15 protein-coding genes are annotated in these 14308 nt (G+C 60.3%); 9 read left to right on the top strand and 6 right to left on the bottom strand.

Features of this window, described 5'->3' with window-relative positions:
• Window positions 1–3 precede the first annotated feature (3 nt).
• The 9 genes from MC50_RS06825 to acpT are packed head-to-tail and all read left to right on the top strand — an operon-like array spanning window position 4 to window position 8071.
• Complete coding sequence (locus MC50_RS06825; protein WP_004868610.1) at window positions 4–426, top strand: acyl-CoA thioesterase; 423 nt, start codon at window positions 4–6, stop codon at window positions 424–426.
• Window positions 423–1028, top strand: a complete 606-nt coding sequence (locus MC50_RS06830; protein ID WP_032690394.1) for a LolA family protein — start codon at window positions 423–425, stop codon at window positions 1026–1028. The genes MC50_RS06825 and MC50_RS06830 overlap by 4 nt, the downstream gene beginning before the upstream one ends.
• Window positions 997–3321 (top strand): MMPL family transporter, encoded by a 2325-nt coding sequence (locus MC50_RS06835; RefSeq protein WP_047663550.1) that lies wholly within the window; start codon window positions 997–999, stop codon window positions 3319–3321. Before MC50_RS06830 ends, MC50_RS06835 begins: the two co-directional genes overlap by 32 nt.
• A complete protein-coding gene (locus tag MC50_RS06840) occupies window positions 3318–3902 on the top strand; it encodes a DUF3261 domain-containing protein (RefSeq protein ID WP_032690392.1) in 585 nt (194 codons plus the stop codon). The genes MC50_RS06835 and MC50_RS06840 overlap by 4 nt, the downstream gene beginning before the upstream one ends.
• Window position 3903: 1 nt before the next feature.
• Window positions 3904–5073 carry a beta-ketoacyl-[acyl-carrier-protein] synthase family protein gene (locus MC50_RS06845; protein ID WP_047663551.1) on the top strand — a complete coding sequence of 390 codons (1170 nt, stop codon included), beginning with the start codon at window positions 3904–3906 and terminating at the stop codon, window positions 5071–5073.
• Complete coding sequence (locus MC50_RS06850; protein WP_032690390.1) at window positions 5070–5546, top strand: ApeP family dehydratase; 477 nt, start codon at window positions 5070–5072, stop codon at window positions 5544–5546. Before MC50_RS06845 ends, MC50_RS06850 begins: the two co-directional genes overlap by 4 nt.
• On the top strand, window positions 5543–6274 hold the full coding sequence (locus tag MC50_RS06855; protein ID WP_032690389.1) for a 3-ketoacyl-ACP reductase FabG2: 732 nt from the start codon (window positions 5543–5545) through the stop codon (window positions 6272–6274). Before MC50_RS06850 ends, MC50_RS06855 begins: the two co-directional genes overlap by 4 nt.
• Window positions 6271–7500 carry a beta-ketoacyl-ACP synthase gene (locus MC50_RS06860; protein ID WP_032690388.1) on the top strand — a complete coding sequence of 410 codons (1230 nt, stop codon included), beginning with the start codon at window positions 6271–6273 and terminating at the stop codon, window positions 7498–7500. The genes MC50_RS06855 and MC50_RS06860 overlap by 4 nt, the downstream gene beginning before the upstream one ends.
• 1 nt (window position 7501) lies before the next feature.
• Window positions 7502–8071 carry a 4'-phosphopantetheinyl transferase AcpT gene (gene acpT / locus MC50_RS06865; protein ID WP_047663552.1) on the top strand — a complete coding sequence of 190 codons (570 nt, stop codon included), beginning with the start codon at window positions 7502–7504 and terminating at the stop codon, window positions 8069–8071.
• A 1-nt stretch (window position 8072) separates the two neighbouring features.
• On the opposite strand, the gene arnF is transcribed toward acpT, so the two are convergent.
• The 6 genes from arnF to arnC are packed head-to-tail and all read right to left on the bottom strand — an operon-like array spanning window position 8073 to window position 14307.
• Window positions 8073–8456 carry a 4-amino-4-deoxy-L-arabinose-phosphoundecaprenol flippase subunit ArnF gene (gene arnF / locus MC50_RS06870; RefSeq protein ID WP_032690386.1) on the bottom strand — a complete coding sequence of 128 codons (384 nt, stop codon included), beginning with the start codon at window positions 8454–8456 and terminating at the stop codon, window positions 8073–8075.
• Window positions 8456–8794, bottom strand: a complete 339-nt coding sequence (arnE, locus tag MC50_RS06875; RefSeq protein ID WP_004868642.1) for a 4-amino-4-deoxy-L-arabinose-phosphoundecaprenol flippase subunit ArnE — start codon at window positions 8792–8794, stop codon at window positions 8456–8458. Before arnE ends, arnF begins: the two co-directional genes overlap by 1 nt.
• The gene (gene arnT / locus MC50_RS06880; RefSeq protein WP_047663553.1) at window positions 8791–10446 is read right to left on the bottom strand and encodes a lipid IV(A) 4-amino-4-deoxy-L-arabinosyltransferase; all 1656 of its coding nucleotides are present in this window, start codon (window positions 10444–10446) and stop codon (window positions 8791–8793) included. The genes arnE and arnT overlap by 4 nt, the downstream gene beginning before the upstream one ends.
• Window positions 10443–11345, bottom strand: a complete 903-nt coding sequence (arnD, locus tag MC50_RS06885; protein ID WP_032696940.1) for a 4-deoxy-4-formamido-L-arabinose-phosphoundecaprenol deformylase — start codon at window positions 11343–11345, stop codon at window positions 10443–10445. Before arnD ends, arnT begins: the two co-directional genes overlap by 4 nt.
• Entirely contained in the window at window positions 11342–13327 is a 1986-nt protein-coding gene (gene arnA, locus MC50_RS06890; RefSeq protein WP_032698615.1) for a bifunctional UDP-4-amino-4-deoxy-L-arabinose formyltransferase/UDP-glucuronic acid oxidase ArnA, read from the bottom strand. Before arnA ends, arnD begins: the two co-directional genes overlap by 4 nt.
• Complete coding sequence (arnC, locus tag MC50_RS06895) at window positions 13324–14307, bottom strand: undecaprenyl-phosphate 4-deoxy-4-formamido-L-arabinose transferase (protein WP_032696942.1); 984 nt, start codon at window positions 14305–14307, stop codon at window positions 13324–13326. The genes arnA and arnC overlap by 4 nt, the downstream gene beginning before the upstream one ends.
• Window position 14308 lies beyond the last annotated feature (1 nt).

Consider the following 14308-nt stretch of genomic DNA (forward strand, 5'->3'; position numbering starts at 1 on the left):
AGGGTGCTGAACGATCCCCGTTTTACTGCCGAGGTAGAGCTGACCGTACCGTTTCACGACGTCGATATGATGGGCGTGGTGTGGCATGGCAACTACTTTCGCTACTTTGAGATTGCCCGCGAGGCGCTGCTTAATCAGTTCAACTATGGCTACCGCCAGATGAAAGAATCCGGCTATCTCTGGCCGGTGGTGGATACCCGGGTGAAATACCGCGACGTGCTGACCTTTGAACAACGTTTTCGCGTGCGTGCCCGGATAGAAGAGTACGAAAACCGGCTGCGCATCGGCTATGAGATTTTTGCCGCCGACAGCGGAAAACGCACCACCACCGGCTATACCATCCAGGTCGCCGTGGAGGAGAAGAGCCGTGAGATGAGCTTCGTCAGCCCGGATATCCTGTTTGAGCGCATGGGGGTGAAGCCATGAGATGGTGGCCCCTGCTGGCGCTGCTGATTAGCCCGTTGGTCAGCGCCCTGACGCTTGACGATCTGCAGCAGCGCTTTACCGAACAGCCGGTGATCCGCGCCCACTTCGATCAAACCCGTACCATTAAGGATCTGCCGCAGCCGCTGCGATCCCAGGGCCAGATGCTGATCGCCCGCGACCAGGGGCTGCTGTGGGATCAGACCGCACCGTTCCCGATGCAGCTCCTGCTGGATGATAAACGGATGGTACAGGCGATCGGCGGCCAGCCGCCGCAGACGATCACCGCCGAGAACAACCCGCAGATGTTCCAGTTCAACCATCTGCTGCGCGCGCTGTTTCAGGCCGACCGTCAGGTGCTGGAGCAGAACTTCCGCGTTGAGTTTGCCGATACCGGCGAAGGGCGATGGACCCTGCGCCTGACGCCGAAAACCACACCGCTGGATAAAATCTTCGCCACCATCGACCTGGCTGGCCAGCGCTACCTGGAAAATATTCAACTCAATGATAAACAAGGCGATCGTACCGATATCGTCCTCTCTCAACATCAACTGACGCCCGCGCAACTGACCGATGACGAACGACAACGATTTGCTGCACCGTAACCGCCGGAGCATCGCGCTGCTGTGGGGCTGCGCCTGCCTGCTGATGCTGGGCGTTCTGCTGACGCTGCTGCCGCAATCGCGGGTCAACAGCAGCGTGCTGGCGATGTTGCCGAAGCAGACCCTTGGCGCGATTCCCCCGGCCCTGAACGATGGCTTTATGCAGCGGCTGGACCGGCAGATAGTCTGGCTGGTGAATCCCGGCAAGCTGGTCGGTCCTCAGGCGGCAGGCGAATGGCTCACTCTCCTTCAGCAATCGCACGCTCTCGCAGAGGTGAAAGGCCCTATGAATGCCGCCAGCCAGCAGGCCTGGGGAACATTTTTCTGGCAGCACCGCAACGGGCTTATCGATGATGCTACCCGCGCCCGCCTGCAAAACGGCGGCGCGGCGCAGGCGCAGTGGGTCCTCTCCCAGCTCTACTCCGCCTTCTCCGGCGTCAGCGGCAAAGAGCTGCAAAACGATCCGCTGATGCTGATGCGCGGCTCGCAGCTGGCGATGGCGCAAAACGGCCAGCGTTTGCAGCTCAAAGATGGCTGGCTGGTGACCCAGGATAAGCAGGGAAACGACTGGTATCTGATCCACGGCGAGCTGGCCGGATCCTCATTCGATATGCAGCAGACGCACCGCGTCGTGACGACCCTCGCGGAGCTGAAAGAGCAATTAAAAGCGCGCTACCCGCAGGCACAGGTGCTCGCCCGCGGGACGGTGTTTTACAGCGACTACGCCAGCCAGCAGGCGAAGCAGGATATCTCCACCCTCGGTATCGCCACGCTGCTTGGCGTGATCCTGCTTATCGTTGCGACTTTCCGTTCGCTTCGTCCGCTGCTGCTGTGCGTGATTTCCGTTGGCATTGGCGGGCTGGCGGGCACCGTCGTCACGCTGCTGCTGTTTGGCGAACTGCATCTGATGACGCTGGTGATGAGCATGAGCATTATCGGTATCTCCGCCGACTATACGCTGTACTATCTCACGGAACGAATGGTCCACGGGCATGATGCCACGCCGTGGCAAAGCCTTGCCAAAGTCCGCCGCACGTTGCTGCTGGCGCTGCTGACGGCCGTGGTGGCCTATCTCATCATGATGCTCGCCCCCTTCCCCGGTATTCGCCAAATGTCGGTATTCGCCGCCGTCGGACTGAGCGCCTCCTGCCTGACGGTGATTTTCTGGCATCCGCTGCTGTCCCGCGGTCTGCCGGTTCGCCCGGTGCCGGCGATGGGGCTTATGCTTCGCTGGCTGGCAGCATGGCGACGCAACAAAAAACTGTATATTGGCCTGCCGCTGACGCTGGCGCTCTTATCGCTGGCCGGTATCGCCACCCTGCGGGTCGATGACGATATTTCACAGCTCCAGGCGCTGCCGCAGCATCTTCTGGCCGAAGAAAAAGCGATCGTCGCCCTGACCGGCCAGAGCGTGGATCAGAAATGGTTCGTGGTCTACGGTGCGACGCCGCAGCAGACGCTGGAGCGGCTGGAGGCCTTTACTCCTGCCCTTGCCCAGGCGCAACGTCAGGGGATGCTCAGCGGTTATCGCACGCTTCCGCTCAATTCGCTGGCCCGTCAACGCCAGGATCTGGCCCTGCTCAACGCGGCAGCCCCGGCGGTCACCGCCGCGCTGCAAAACGCCGGGCTCAAAACGGTCGATGCCGATCTTTCTGCCATGCCGGTCACGGTCGATGACTGGCTTGCCAGCCCGGCCAGCGAAGGCTGGCGCCTGCTGTGGCTGACGCTGCCAGGGGGCGAAAGCGGGGTGCTGGTTCCGGTTGACGGCGTGAAAACAAGTGCGGCGCTACGGGCCCTGAGTGAAAAACAGCCCGGCGTCGCGTGGGTAGACAGAAAAAGTGCCTTTGACGAACTGTTTACTCTCTATCGCCATATTTTGACGGGGCTGCTGGTGGTTGCGCTGGCGGTCATCGCCTGTGGCGCCATATTGCGTCTCGGCTGGCGCAAAGGGTCGATCGGCCTGCTGCCCTCCGTGCTGTCATTAGGCTGCGGGCTGGCGGCCCTCGCCTTCAGCGGCCACCCGGTGAATCTGTTTTCACTGCTGGCGCTGGTGCTGGTGCTGGGGATTGGTATCAACTACACCCTGTTTTTCAGCAACCCGCGCGGAACGCCGCTGACGTCACTGCTGGCGATCATCCTCGCCATGATGACCACCCTGTTGACCCTCGGCATGCTGGTCTTCAGCGCCACCCAGGCCATCAGCAGTTTTGGCATTGTGCTGGTCAGCGGTATTTTCACCGCTTTCCTGCTCTCCCCGCTGGCGATGCCCGGTAAAAAAGAGAAAAAAAGACGATGATTAAACACAGACTCCGGTGCGCCGCGGCGCTGGCCGCCACCTTCATCCTCGCCGGGTGCAGCCACTCGTCCAGCCCCATGCAAGGGCGACCGCAGGCATGGCTGGAGCCGGGAACCCGCGTGACGTTACCGGCGCCGGGCATCACCCCGCCGCTGAATGCCCAGCAGCTGCTTACCGGGCGTTTTCACGGCCAGACTCAGTCGCTGCTGGTGATGCTCAACGCGGATGAGCAAAAAGTCACGCTCGCCGGTCTCTCATCGATGGGGATCCGCCTGTTTCTTGTGACCTATGATGAAAAGGGGCTGCACACCGAGCAGTCTATCGTGGCCCCGCAGCTGCCGCCGGCAAGTCAGGTGCTGGCCGATGTGATGCTCAGCCACTGGCCTGTCGCCGCCTGGCAACCGCAGCTGCCGGGCGGCTGGACCCTGACCGACACCGGCGACCGCCGCGAGCTACGCAACGCCAGCGGCCAGCTGGTGACGGCGATCGTCTACCTGAACCGGCATGGTAAGCGCGAGCCGATCAGCATTGAGCAGCGGGCCTTTAAATACCACATCACCATTCAATATCTGGGTGACTGAGATGATCTACATTTCTGCTGTCGGCATGATCAATGCGCTGGGCGACAACTGCGATGAAATCGCCGCGAATCTGACGCGCGGTGTTGCCCCCGGCATGCGCCCGCGTGCGGGCTGGCTAGAGGGACAGCCCGCAGCGGTACTCGGCGGCGTGGATGCCGTCCTGCCTGCCATTGCCGATGATTTTGCGGCCCACCGATCGCGCAATAACCAGCTGCTGCTGGCGGCGCTGACCCAGATTCGTCCCCAGGTCGATGAAGCCATTGCGCGCTTCGGCAGCGACAGAGTCGCGGTGGTGCTTGGCACCAGCACCTCCGGCCTCGACGAAGGTGATATTCACGTGGCGGCCACGCTTAACGGCGGGGCCAGCGCTGGCTGGCAATATCCGCAGCAGGAGCTGGGCGATCCTTCGCGTTTTCTGAGCCACTGGCTGGCGCTGGACGGCCCGGCGTTCACCCTCTCCACCGCCTGCTCCTCCAGCGCCAGGGCCATGATCAGCGGGCGACGGCTGATTGAAGCCGACCTCGCCGACGTCGCGATTGTCGGCGGCGCCGATACGCTGAGCCGGATGCCGGTGAACGGTTTTCATAGCCTGGAGTCCCTCTCGGTGACGCGATGCCAGCCTTTTGCCCGCGACCGCTGCGGGATTACCATCGGTGAAGGGGCGGCGCTGATGCTGTTGACGCGCGAGCCGCAGCCTATCGCACTGCTGGGCGTCGGCGAATCAAGCGATGCGCACCATATTTCGGCCCCGCATCCACAGGGCGAAGGCGCCATCCGCGCCATTACCCAGGCGCTTGACGATGCCGGCATCACCGCCGGAGCGGTGGGCTACATCAACCTGCACGGCACCGCCACGCCGCTTAACGATCGGGTGGAGTCGCAGGTCGTGCAGCAGCTGTTCGGCGACACCGTGCCGTGCAGCTCAACCAAACACCTCACCGGACATACTCTCGGCGCCGCCGGGATCACCGAAGCGGCAATCGGGATGCTGATTTTGCAGCGTCATTTGCCACTGCCGGCCCAGGATTTCAGCCTCTCGCCGCGCGACCCGGCGCTGGCGAAGTGCGGTATTATCGCCACGGCGCAGCCTCTTGAACGCCCGGTGATTTTGTCCAACTCATTTGCCTTTGGCGGCAACAACGCCAGCATTTTGCTCGGGAGAGTTTCATGAGCCATTACCTGGCGCCCGGCGCCTATCTGCCGCACGATGCCCCGATGCTGCTGCTCGAAGAGGTGCTGGAGGTGACCGAGGAAACGGCCGCCTGCCGCGTGACCGTCGCCTCCGGGGGCGTACTGACGCCGTTTCTTGATGCCAACGGCGATCTGCCGGGCTGGTTTGCGCTGGAGCTGATGGCGCAGACCATTGGCGTCTGGTCCGGCTGGCATCGTCAGCAGAAAAACCTGGACAACATCGCCCTCGGTATGGTGCTGGGAGCCAGAGAACTGGTATGCGCCGCCGGGGTTCTGCCTGCCGGGCATACGCTGACCATCGCAGTCAGCTTATTAATGCAGGATGAACGTTTCGGTAGCTTCGAATGCACCATCTGCTGCGGGAATGACACGCTGGCAACGGGCCGCATCAACACCTTCCAGCCCACCCAGGAAGAGTTAACGACGCTTTTTAATCAGGGAGAGAAACCATGAGTCGTTCCGTATTAGTGACCGGTGCCAGCAAGGGTATCGGGCGTGCCATCGCCTGCCAGCTGGCGGCCGATGGCTTTATTGTCGGCGTCCATTACCATCGTGACGCAGAGGGCGCGCAGGAGACGCTGAAGAGCCTCCGCGCCGCCGGGGGAGCAGGCCGGACATTGAGTTTTGATGTCGCCAACCGTGAACAGTGCCGCGAGGTGCTGGAGCAGGAGATCGCGACTCATGGGCCGTGGTACGGCGTGGTGAGCAATGCCGGCATTACCCGGGATGGCGCCTTCCCGGCGCTCAGCGACAACGACTGGGATGCGGTGATCCACACCAATCTCGACAGTTTTTATAACGTCATTCAGCCGTGCATCATGCCGATGATCGGCGCCCGTCAGGGCGGACGGATTATCACGCTCTCTTCGGTGTCAGGTGTCATGGGCAACCGCGGGCAGGTTAACTACAGTGCCGCCAAAGCGGGCATTATCGGCGCGACCAAAGCGCTGGCCATTGAGCTGGCAAAACGCAAGATCACCGTCAACTGCATTGCCCCTGGGCTGATTGATACCGGGATGATCGCCATGGAAGAGACCGCCCTCAAAGAGGCGATGTCGATCGTTCCGATGAAACGCATGGGTCAGGCCGAAGAAGTCGCCGGACTCGCCAGCTATTTGATGTCGGATATTGCGGGCTATGTGACGCGTCAGGTGATTTCCATCAATGGAGGTATGCTATGACTCGTCGCGTCGTCATTACCGGCATGGGCGGCGTCACCGCCTTCGGTGAAAGCTGGCAGGCGGTATCCGCCAGACTACAGGCCTACGAGAACGCCGTGCGCACAATGCCGGAGTGGCAAATCTATGATGGTCTGCATACGCTACTCGGCGCGCCTGTCGACGATTTCACCCTGCCAGAGCACTATACGCGCAAGCGTATTCGCGCCATGGGGCGCGTCTCGCTGATGTCCACCCGCGCCAGCGAACTGGCGCTGGAACAGGCCGGACTGATTGGCGAGGCGGTTCTCACCAATGGCGAAACCGGTATTGCCTACGGCTCCTCTACCGGCAGCACCGGTCCGGTCAGCGAATTCGCCACCATGCTGACGGAAAAGCATACCAATAACATCACCGGCACTACCTACGTCCAGATGATGCCGCACACAACCGCAGTGAACACCGGCCTGTTCTTCGGCCTGCGCGGGCGGGTCATTCCCACCTCCAGCGCCTGCACCTCCGGCAGCCAGGCGATTGGCTATGCCTGGGAGGCGATTCGTCACGGCTATCAGACCATCATGGTGGCCGGCGGCGCTGAAGAGTTGTGTCCGTCGGAAGCCGCTATTTTCGATACGTTGTTCGCGACCAGCCAGCGTAACGATGAGCCGAAAACCACACCGTCGCCGTTCGATGAAGCCCGTGACGGACTGGTGATTGGCGAAGGCGCCGGCACCTTTGTGCTGGAAGAGCTGGAGCATGCCAAAGCCCGAGGGGCGACGATTTACGGTGAAATCATCGGCTTCGCCACCAACTGCGACGCGGCGCATATTACCCAGCCGCAGCGGGAAACCATGCAAATCTGCATGGAGCAATCGCTCAGGATGGCCGGTTTAAGCGCCGAGGATATTGGCTATATTTCGGCGCACGGCACGGCGACCGATCGCGGTGATATTGCCGAGAGCCAGGCCAGCGCGGCCGTGTTTGGCGACCGCGTTCCGATCTCTTCGCTAAAAAGCTATTTTGGCCATACCCTGGGCGCCTGCGGGGCGCTGGAAGCCTGGATGAGCCTGCACATGATGCGGGAGGGTTGGTTTGCCCCTACGCTCAACCTGCGCCGTCCGGACCCACAGTGCGGCGAGCTGGATTACATTATGGGCGAGAGCCGGCGGATCGACTGCGAATTTATTCAGAGTAATAACTTCGCCTTCGGTGGGATCAATACGTCAATCATTATTCAGCGCTGGCCCTGATATGTATCGACTTTTTCTGGGAAAAATCTCGACGTTAAGCACCCGGCCTCTGCCGCAGAACCTCGCGGCTCAGGCGCCGCAGGGCAGTCGTCGCGCAAGCTGGCTGGCGGGTCGGGTCCTGTTGGCGCAGGCGGTGTCGCCGCTGCCTGAGATTATTTACGCTGAACACGGTAAACCGGGGTTCTCCGGCGAGACGGGGCTGTGGTTTAACCTCAGCCACAGCGGCGATGATATCGCCCTGCTGCTCAGCGATGAAGGCGAGGTCGGCTGCGATATCGAAGTGATTCGCCCTCGACCGAACTGGCGCAGGCTGGCTAACGCCGTATTCAGTCTCGGGGAGCATGCGGAGGTCGAAGCGGAGCATCCGGAACGGCAGCTCGACGCCTTCTGGCGTATCTGGACGCGCAAAGAAGCGATGGTTAAGCAGCGCGGCGGCAGCGCCTGGCAGATTGCCAGCGTCGACAGCACGCGCGGCGCGGCGCTCCCGGTCAGTCAGATTCAGCTTGCCGATCTGAGCCTGGCGGTCTGCACGCCTACGCCGTTTGTGTTGAGGGCCGACAGGATTCGCTGACTCAGGCTTTACGCTTCGCCGGCCAGAAGATTGTCAGCACGCCGGCGATGATAATCAGCACCCCCAGCAGGGAACGCCAGTGGAAAGGCTCATGCCAGCCGGGCAACCAGATGGCGGCGGCCCAGACCAGAATGTAGCTAAGGCTGAGCAGCGCGTAGGCTTTAGCCAGCGGCAGCTGGTGCAGCGCAAAGTACCAGCAGACCATCGACAGCAGGTAGCCGCTCAGCCCCAGACCCAGGCCGATAGTTCCGGCACGCAGGTGTAGAAGATGATTGAGAAACGCGAACAGGTCACTCAGCGGCGGCAGCTCAACCATCGCCCCGCGCAGCAAAAGCTGCGCGGCGCTGACCAGCCCGACGCTGAATAACGCCCAGATTAACCCCATCAGACGCTACTCCCGAGCACCACGATGCCAACCACAATCAGCCCTACGCCGACCCAGTGCCGCCGGGCTACCGGCTCGCGCCAGATCCCCCAGGCCGCTAACGTCACCCAGACAAAATTGAGGCTCAGCATAGGATAGGCCACACTCACCGGAATGGATTGCAGCACGCTCAGCCACAGCAGCATACCGCCGCCGAGCGCCAGGAGCGCAAGGCCCAGCCAGCCGAGAATATGGCGACCGCGCCGCCGTGATTTAGACGGGCGCGTCGCCTGTTTCTGGCACAGCTGCCCGGCGCAGCTTAACAGGCTCGCCAGCGCCAGGCAGATCCAGGTACTCATTGCGGCAGATACTGGAGGAACACAACCCGCTCTAACACATAGCTGCTGTCAGGTTTCGGTAGCGGTAAATCGGCCATGTTTTCTCCTTTATCCATCAACAGCACCAGCGATACCGGTCCTTCCTGGCGATGCGCTGCCAGCCAGCTGGCAAACTCACTCTGGCTCACAAAGCCATTCTTCGCATCCGGCCAGTCTAAACCGTACTTCAGTTCGCCCTGCTTGTCATACATGATGATATCGTTGCGCTTGAGTTCCCACGCCAGACCCGCGGCAATGCCAACGTTGTTGCTCAGCACATAGCGGCTTGGCGCCAGTGATTCACCAATAATATCGACCATGAACTGCGGCTGCTTACTATCAATCACCCGGTCAGGAATAGCAAAGCCAATCAGCAGCGCCAGCCCCAGGGGACAGCAGGCGGCTAATGTCCAGCGACGACCGTTATCTTTCATCGCCAGCCAGCCCATCAGCGCCCAGATGGCAAACGCAATCGCCGCCAGCAGACATTTATACAGCTCGATCTGCGTCCAGACCGGTTTATGCATCACGCCCCACGGCGACACCACCAGCACGGCAATCAGGCCAACCAGACCAAAGACAAGGTTGATGAGGCCGTTAATGCGCAGCGCTTTCGCTCCCGCCTTCGCCGCATCCAGCGCATAGCGTGCCATCAGAATCGATAGCGGCCCGAAGCACGGCAGAATGTAGGTCGGTAGTTTCCCTTTGGCGATGCTGAAAAACAGGAACGGCATCGCCACCCAGCCAAGCAGATACAGCGCGCCGCGCACGTCATCGCGCTCGCTCCAGCCGCGCTTCAGCGCCCCGGGCAGCAGCGCCAGCCACGGCAGGCTTCCGGCGAGCAGGAACGGGATGTAATACCAGAACGGCGCCTTGTGCTGGGCATCTTTTTCGGCAAAGCGTTGAATATGCTCCACCCAGAAGAAATAGCGCCAGAAGTCCGGTTCGCGTTTAGCGATGGCCAGGCCCCAGGGCAGCACCGTCAGGATACAGACGCCCACCGCCAGCCAGCCGTAGGTCAGCACTTCACGCCAGCGTTTCTGGGCAATCACCCACGGCAGGACCCCGACAACCGGCACCGCCAGCGCCAGGAAGCCTTTGGTCATCACCCCCATTCCACAGGCCACCCCCAGCAGCGCGTAGCCGATGAGTTTACCGTTTCGGGTCTGCGCCTGAGCGGCGCCCCAGAAACTGCACATCGCCAGCGCCATCCACAGGGTGATCATCGGGTCCAGCACCGCATAGGTGCCAATAGCGTAGACCAGCAGAGCGGTCAGGAAGATCACGGCGGACAGAATCGCCACCCGTTTGTCCTGCCAGATTCGCCATGCCAACCACGCAATCAGCAGCGCGGTGACGCTAATGGAGAATACCGAGCCAAAGCGTACGGCAAAGTTATTGTGACCAAACAACCACTGCCCGATGCTGTTAATCCAGTATCCGGCAATCGGTTTTTCAAAATAGCGCAGCCCGAGAAAATGCGGCACCACCCAGTCACCGGACGCCAGCATCTCGCGGCTGATCTCCGCATAGCGCGTTTCATCAGGCTGCCAGAGCAGGCGGAAATTCAACGGAAGTAGATAATACAGCGCAAATAACACCACTAAAGAGACGCTATAACGAATGCTTTTCATACGTCCTGACTCAATAATTGTTCACGCCCAAGCCAGCCTTCCCGGCCAGCCAATTCACCGCGAACCACTTTACCCAACGGCAGCTCGCTAAAATCTGCGGGCAGCAGTTGGCTCAGAGGGCAAAACTGGATTTCTTCCTGTGCGGCCATCGTCAGCAGTTCATCAAACTGCCGGGCAAAGGCAATTCCTTCCACTTCAGCATGAATGGTGTAGACCGGCGTACCGCTATCCTGATGAATACAATCCAGAAGATAGCGATTGAAGCCCCCGGCATCGACGCTACTGCCGACCACTTCATCCCAGGTAGGCAGCGTAACGGGGATCTGCACCGTACCTGTCACCTTGTCGCCCAGCAACGGCAGGAAGGGACGCGAGCCCCGGCAGTCGCTGTTGTAGAGGAAATTGAAGGACTCTTTGGCTTTAATCACCCGCTGATCCGCGCGCCAGCCCGCCACGGCGGAACAGGTGACCGAACGGCCGATGATCCGCTCCAGCTCGAGCAGGCCACGTTCGACCTCCAGCGCCAGCCGCTCCTGTGGCCAGACGCCGCTCCATGCCTGCCAGCTGTAATGATCCCAGGCATGCAGACCCACTTCATGCGTCTGCGCCGTCGCACGGATAACCTCTTCATTACCCGCGCCAATCCGTCGCCCAGGCCAGGCGGTGCCGGCCAGCAAAATATCCCAGCCGTACAGCGAAGCGGCGTTTGAACGCAGCATCTTCCACAGAAACTTCGGTTTTATCAGGCGCCATAAATGGCGCCCCATATTGTCCGGCCCAACGCTGAAGAAGAAGCTTGCCTGAACCCCGTGCTGGCCCAGCAGGCTCAACAGGCGCGGTACCCCGTCCCGGGTACCGCGAAAGGTATCGACATCTATGCGTAAGCCGACCTGTTTCATGATGTCTTATCGTCCACCAGCTCAACCGTACGCAGGAAGAAGTCGAGCGTATGCTCCACGGTTTCTTCCATCGGAACCGTCGGCGTCCAGTTCAGGCAGCGCTTCGCGTTACGAATGCTCGGCTTACGATGCTCCACATCCTGATAGCCTTTACCGTAGTAATCGCTGCTCTCGACGTCGCGGAAACCGGCGAACGGCGGGAAGTTATTGCGCAGCGGATGACGCTCGAAGCACGCCAGCAGCATCTCCGCCAGCTCTTTGATGCTGGCTTCGTTTTCCGGGTTACCGATGTTGATAATCTGCCCGTCGCAGCGGCCGTCTTTGTTCTCAATAATGCGGAACAGCGCTTCGATACCGTCGCTAATATCGGTGAAGCAGCGTTTTTGTTTACCGCCTTCGATCAGCTTGATCGGCGAACCTTCAACCAGATTCAGGATCAGCTGAGTAATCGCACGAGAGCTGCCGATACGCGCGGCGTTCAGGTTATCCAGACGCGGTCCCATCCAGTTAAACGGGCGGAACAGGGTGAAGCGCAGACCGGACTTGTCGCCATAGGCCCAGATAACGCGGTCGAGCAGTTGCTTCGATACCGAGTAAATCCAGCGCTGTTTGTTGATCGGGCCGACCACCAGGTTTGAGGTGTCTTCATCGAAGTTTTTGTCGGTGCACATGCCGTACACTTCGGAGGTCGACGGGAAGATAATGCGCTTATCGTATTTCACGCAGTCGCGGATAATCTTCAGGTTCTCTTCGAAGTCCAGCTCGAACACGCGCAGCGGGTTGCGGGTATATTCGATTGGCGTCGCGATGGCCACCAGCGGCAGTACCACGTCGCATTTCTTAATGTGGTATTCGATCCACTCGGAGTGAATGCTGATATCGCCTTCAACGAAGTGGAAGCGCGGGTTGCCGAGGAAACGACTGATCGCGTCCGACCCGATATCCAGGCCATAGATTTCATAGTTGTCGTCGGCGAGCAGGCGCTCGGTCAGGTGGTTGCCGATAAAACCGTTCACGCCAAGGATCAGCACGCGGGTACGACGTTTCATCGCCACAACCGGTTTGCTGCTCAGTACCGCACCGGATACCAGCCCCAGCGCCTGCGCCAGCTGCGTACCCTGCATGTAAACGCCGCGCTCGGTTTGACCGGTTACGATCTCCAGCGCGCCATCCTGACAAGCGACCACCAGCGGAGAGGTCGACATCACCGTTCCAGGCTTCGCCGCTGCCAGGTCCTGACGCACGCGGGATTTCCAGACGATAAATTTATTCGCGCCCACATAGCCAAACGCCCCCGGCCACGGATCGGAAACCGCGCGGACCAGGTTATGCAGCGTCAGCGCAGGTTTGTCCCAATCGAGACGGCCATCTTCCGGCGTGCGGCGCCCAACGTAGGTGGCCTGGCTTTCATCCTGGGCACGAGCCTGGATTTTATCTTCACGAATCGCCGGCAGAGCCTGGTTTAGCAGCTCTGACGCCGCGGCGCACAGCTTGCGATGCAGGCTCAGCGCGACATCATCAGCGCCGATAGCCACCGTCTGCTGCGCCACGATATCGCCGGCATCCGCACGGCTGACCATGCGATGCAGGGTCACGCCGGTTTCCGTTTCACCGTTAACCAGCACCCAGTTCAACGGCGCGCGGCCGCGATATTGCGGCAGCAGAGAACCGTGCAGGTTGAAGCCGCCTTTTGGCGCAAGGCTGAGGATATCGTCGCCCAGCATGTTGCGATAGTAGAAAGAGAACAGTACGTCCGGCTTCATGTCGCGGATGCGTTCAATCCACAGCGGGTGGTTAACATCTTCTGGTGCCCACACCGGGATACCTTGTTCAGCAGCAATACGCGCAACCGAGCCAAAGAAATGGTTTTCGCCAGGGTTATCCGGATGGGTGAAAATAGCGGCGATTTCATACCCGGAATCCAGCAGAGACTGAATGCCAGCACAACCCATATCGTGATAAGCGAAGACTACAGCTTTCATGAACGATCTTCCTCTTGAGACGCCGTTTCCGGCTGACGAACAACACGTTGAATAAAGTAGCGGGGACGGGCGCGGACATCGTTATAAATGCGTCCGATATACTCCCCGAGCAGCCCCATGCCGACAAACTGCGCTCCGATGAACATGAACAGTACGGCAAACAGCATGAACACCCCTTCCGCCGCCCACTGCGGGCCAAATACCAGTCGCAGGAACACCAGCAGGAAGGCGAAAGCGAAGCCCAGCAGGGCAATCACGCTGCCAAAGACGCTAAGCAGACGCAGCGGCGTGGTGGTCAAACAGGTCACCAGGTCGTACATCAGATTAATCAGGCGCATAAAGCTGTATTTGGAATCGCCAAATTCACGTTCCGCGTGCATCACCGGGATTTCGACCGCCCGGCGGGCAAAGGTATTTGCCAGAATCGGGATAAACGTACTGCGCTCATGGCAATTGAGCATTGCGTCAATAATGTGGCGACGATAGGCGCGCAGCATGCAGCCGTAGTCCCCCATCGCTTTACCGGTGGTACGTTGAATCAGGCGGTTGATCATCTTCGACGCGCTTTTGCGGAAGAAGGTATCCTGGCGGTTCTGCCGAACGGTACCGACCACGTCGTAACCTTCGTCCGCCTTCGCCACCAGGCGCGGGATCTCTTCCGGCGGGTTTTGCAGGTCGGCATCAAGGGTAATAATCAGATCGCCGGTGACATGGCTGAAGCCCGCCATAATGGCCGAGTGCTGGCCATAGTTGCGGTTAAGCAACACCGCGACCACATGGCTGCCCTCGGCTTCTGCCGCCTCGGTCAACATACGGGCAGACTCATCGCTGCTGCCATCGTCGACCAGCAGAATCTCATACTGGCGATCCAGCGTCGCGCAGGCGGCATCCGTACGGCGAATCAGCTCGGGCAGGCTCTCCTGTTCGTTATAAACCGGAATAACGACCGAGACTTTTTTCACGGGTGGGTAAGTAAACATA

The organism is Klebsiella planticola, from assembly GCF_000783935.2.
Classification (GTDB): domain Bacteria; phylum Pseudomonadota; class Gammaproteobacteria; order Enterobacterales; family Enterobacteriaceae; genus Klebsiella; species Klebsiella planticola.

Bases quoted from the DNA above. Each gene is read 5' to 3' on its own strand.
- MC50_RS06850 (WP_032690390.1), top strand. From the start codon at position 5,070: ATGAGCCATTACCTGGCGCCCGGCGCCTATCTGCCGCACGATGCCCCG.
- arnA (WP_032698615.1), bottom strand. From the start codon at position 13,327: ATGAAAGCTGTAGTCTTCGCTTATCACGATATGGGTTGTGCTGGCATT.
- MC50_RS06855 (WP_032690389.1), top strand. From the start codon at position 5,543: ATGAGTCGTTCCGTATTAGTGACCGGTGCCAGCAAGGGTATCGGGCGT.
- acpT (WP_047663552.1), top strand. From the start codon at position 7,502: ATGTATCGACTTTTTCTGGGAAAAATCTCGACGTTAAGCACCCGGCCT.
- MC50_RS06845 (WP_047663551.1), top strand. From the start codon at position 3,904: ATGATCTACATTTCTGCTGTCGGCATGATCAATGCGCTGGGCGACAAC.
- MC50_RS06860 (WP_032690388.1), top strand. From the start codon at position 6,271: ATGACTCGTCGCGTCGTCATTACCGGCATGGGCGGCGTCACCGCCTTC.
- arnC (WP_032696942.1), bottom strand. From the start codon at position 14,307: ATGTTTACTTACCCACCCGTGAAAAAAGTCTCGGTCGTTATTCCGGTT.
- MC50_RS06830 (WP_032690394.1), top strand. From the start codon at position 423: ATGAGATGGTGGCCCCTGCTGGCGCTGCTGATTAGCCCGTTGGTCAGC.
- arnE (WP_004868642.1), bottom strand. From the start codon at position 8,794: ATGAGTACCTGGATCTGCCTGGCGCTGGCGAGCCTGTTAAGCTGCGCC.
- arnD (WP_032696940.1), bottom strand. From the start codon at position 11,345: ATGAAACAGGTCGGCTTACGCATAGATGTCGATACCTTTCGCGGTACC.
- arnT (WP_047663553.1), bottom strand. From the start codon at position 10,446: ATGAAAAGCATTCGTTATAGCGTCTCTTTAGTGGTGTTATTTGCGCTG.
- MC50_RS06840 (WP_032690392.1), top strand. From the start codon at position 3,318: ATGATTAAACACAGACTCCGGTGCGCCGCGGCGCTGGCCGCCACCTTC.
- arnF (WP_032690386.1), bottom strand. From the start codon at position 8,456: ATGGGGTTAATCTGGGCGTTATTCAGCGTCGGGCTGGTCAGCGCCGCG.
- MC50_RS06835 (WP_047663550.1), top strand. From the start codon at position 997: ATGACGAACGACAACGATTTGCTGCACCGTAACCGCCGGAGCATCGCG.